Here is a 318-nt window from a genome sequence, read left to right on the forward strand (position 1 = left end):
CTTATCGAAAAATCCCGCCTTGTTCTCAAGCATTTTTCCTGCGCTATTTCTGATCACTTACTTACTGTGATTGGTATCACAATGACAAGTACGGCACGAATTTGCTAACGGTGCTCATTTGGCAATAGCAAGCCTAGGTAATGAAAGAAGTACGGAAAACAAGAGAAGTCGGCAGCAAAAGCACCCATTGCAGTAACAAACAGCTGAAACGAAAAAACCAGTCACTAGGACTGGTTTTCTGAATGATGGAGGCGCCTCCCGGAGTCGAACCGAGGTCCACGGATTTGCAATCCGCTGCATAGCCACTCTGCCAAGGCG

General features: G+C 46.9%; 1 protein-coding gene. It reads right to left on the bottom strand.

Annotated features, from left to right (window positions below; genetic code table 11):
* Positions 1 to 133: 133 nt before the first annotated feature.
* The coding region (locus Q1A70_RS20595) for a hypothetical protein (RefSeq protein ID WP_299695930.1) at positions 134 to 318 on the bottom strand (185 nt) is incomplete at its 5' end.

This window comes from uncultured Vibrio sp. (assembly GCF_947488985.1).
GTDB lineage: Bacteria > Pseudomonadota > Gammaproteobacteria > Enterobacterales > Vibrionaceae > Vibrio.